Annotated in this window: 1 protein-coding gene; it reads left to right on the top strand. The window is 56.9% G+C overall.

Annotation, left to right across the window (positions count from 1 at the left end):
* Window positions 1-782: 782 nt before the first annotated feature.
* Window positions 783-1,698: reverse transcriptase N-terminal domain-containing protein (locus tag AC1DKD_RS41085; RefSeq protein ID WP_477144729.1), on the top strand; the 916-nt coding region annotated here is incomplete at its 3' end.

Raw genomic sequence — 1,698 nt, 5'->3', positions numbered from 1 at the left:
CGGTAGGCACTCGCGAGAGTACACCGCCGTCAAGCGCTCGCTAGTAGAGGGGCATGTGAAGTAAGGAAGTGAGGTCCCGGAGCGTAAGCTCTGCGCGTTATGGTTCGGTCGGACATCCCCGTAAGGGTGCTCTGATAGAGAACCTGCTATGCGACTAGCAGTAGCCTAGGGAGACATGCGTCACTGGTAACGGTGGGGTGTGAAGCTCTCCTGACAATGTAGCCCCCTCAAGGGTATTAATGGATCGTGAGGTCCTTTGATAGAGGCTCCGAGCAGCAACGGGGTCAAGGCGCTAGGCTGGCTGGTATGGGTAATGTAAGTGAACTGCTGATAAACGYCGTRAGCATTGCRGTGCCAAATCTGCTGWYAGGCACTAACCAAAATGGTACGTGGTCGGTTRTCCCGCTRGRATCTCGGGRYACGTCGYYATCAGRCCACCGGCGAAKAKGCAGRCCCTAACCCRGTCGTGTAAYGYGCAGGGAACGTGGTAAGCCCGTATGGCTGCCGRAGCGCAGTTGGCTCAGGCAGGCGAACCGCAAGGAACGCTGTTGGCTGTGCGGGTATGGGAGRTTGGAAAAAGCGAATGCCGGGCTGTAATGGTTCGGATAGGGGTTGAARCATCATCCCACGCGAAAGCGGGCAGACTTCCAACTGGTCTTTCGTCGCAAGACGGCTGACTGAACTCGCTTGATGTTMAAYTTTCTTCCCTTGAGGGGCAACTGTCCCTCAAGGGGCATGTTGTCTCTTGATTTTGGGGAAGATCCTCAAGATAGGAGAGCAGCATGGAAGCATTGATCCGYRAGGATGAATCTGCGCCCTCCGGCGTACCGCAACGATGGGGCGACATCAATTGGCGCCGTGTCGAACGGAACGTTCGAGCAATGCAGATTCGAATTGCGAAGGCAACACAGGAAGGGGACTGGCGCCGGGTGAAAGCCCTGCAACGGTCTYTGACCCGCTCGTGGTCCGCCAAGGCATCGGCGGTACGACGAGTGACGGAGAACCAAGGTGCGCGGACGGTAGGTGTTGACCGCGAACAGTGGAACTCGCCTGAAGTCCGATGGGAAGCCATTGGGCGGTTGAAGCGCCGGGGGTATCGACCCAAGCCATTAAGGAGGGTCTTTATTCCCAAATCCAATGGAAAGGAGCGCCCTCTGGGCATTCCGACCATGTTGGATCGAGCCATGCAGGCGTTATACCTGCTGGCGCTGGAACCGGTGTCCGAAGGGACGAGCGATCCGAACTCGTATGGGTTCCGGATCAATCGCTCTACCGCGGACGCCATGTCTCAGCTATTTGTCTCGCTATCCCAGAAGGCTTCGGCTCAATGGGTGTTAGAGGCGGATATCAAAGGTTGCTTTGACCATATCAGCCACGACTGGCTGGAGCGCAATGTCCCTATGGACAAAGTGATCCTGCGGAAATGGCTGAAAGCTGGCGTGGTATTTCAGGGTCAGCTTCAGGCGACCGAGGCCGGAACACCACAGGGGGGCATCATTTCCCCGACTCTGGCAAACGTGGCGCTGAACGGGTTGGAACGACAATTGGTGGAGTCCTTGCGGACAAAACTCGGAGTCGCCAACGTACGGAAGCATAAGGCCCCGACTCTGGCAAACGTGGCGCTGAACGGGTTGGAACGACAATTGGTGGAGTCCTTGCGGACAAAACTCGGAGTCGCCAACGTACGGAAGCATAAGG

The organism is Cupriavidus sp. 05T313 (assembly GCF_056396665.1).
The sequence above is the reverse complement of the archived record's forward strand: the minus strand, read 5'-3'. Positions and strand labels throughout refer to the sequence as shown.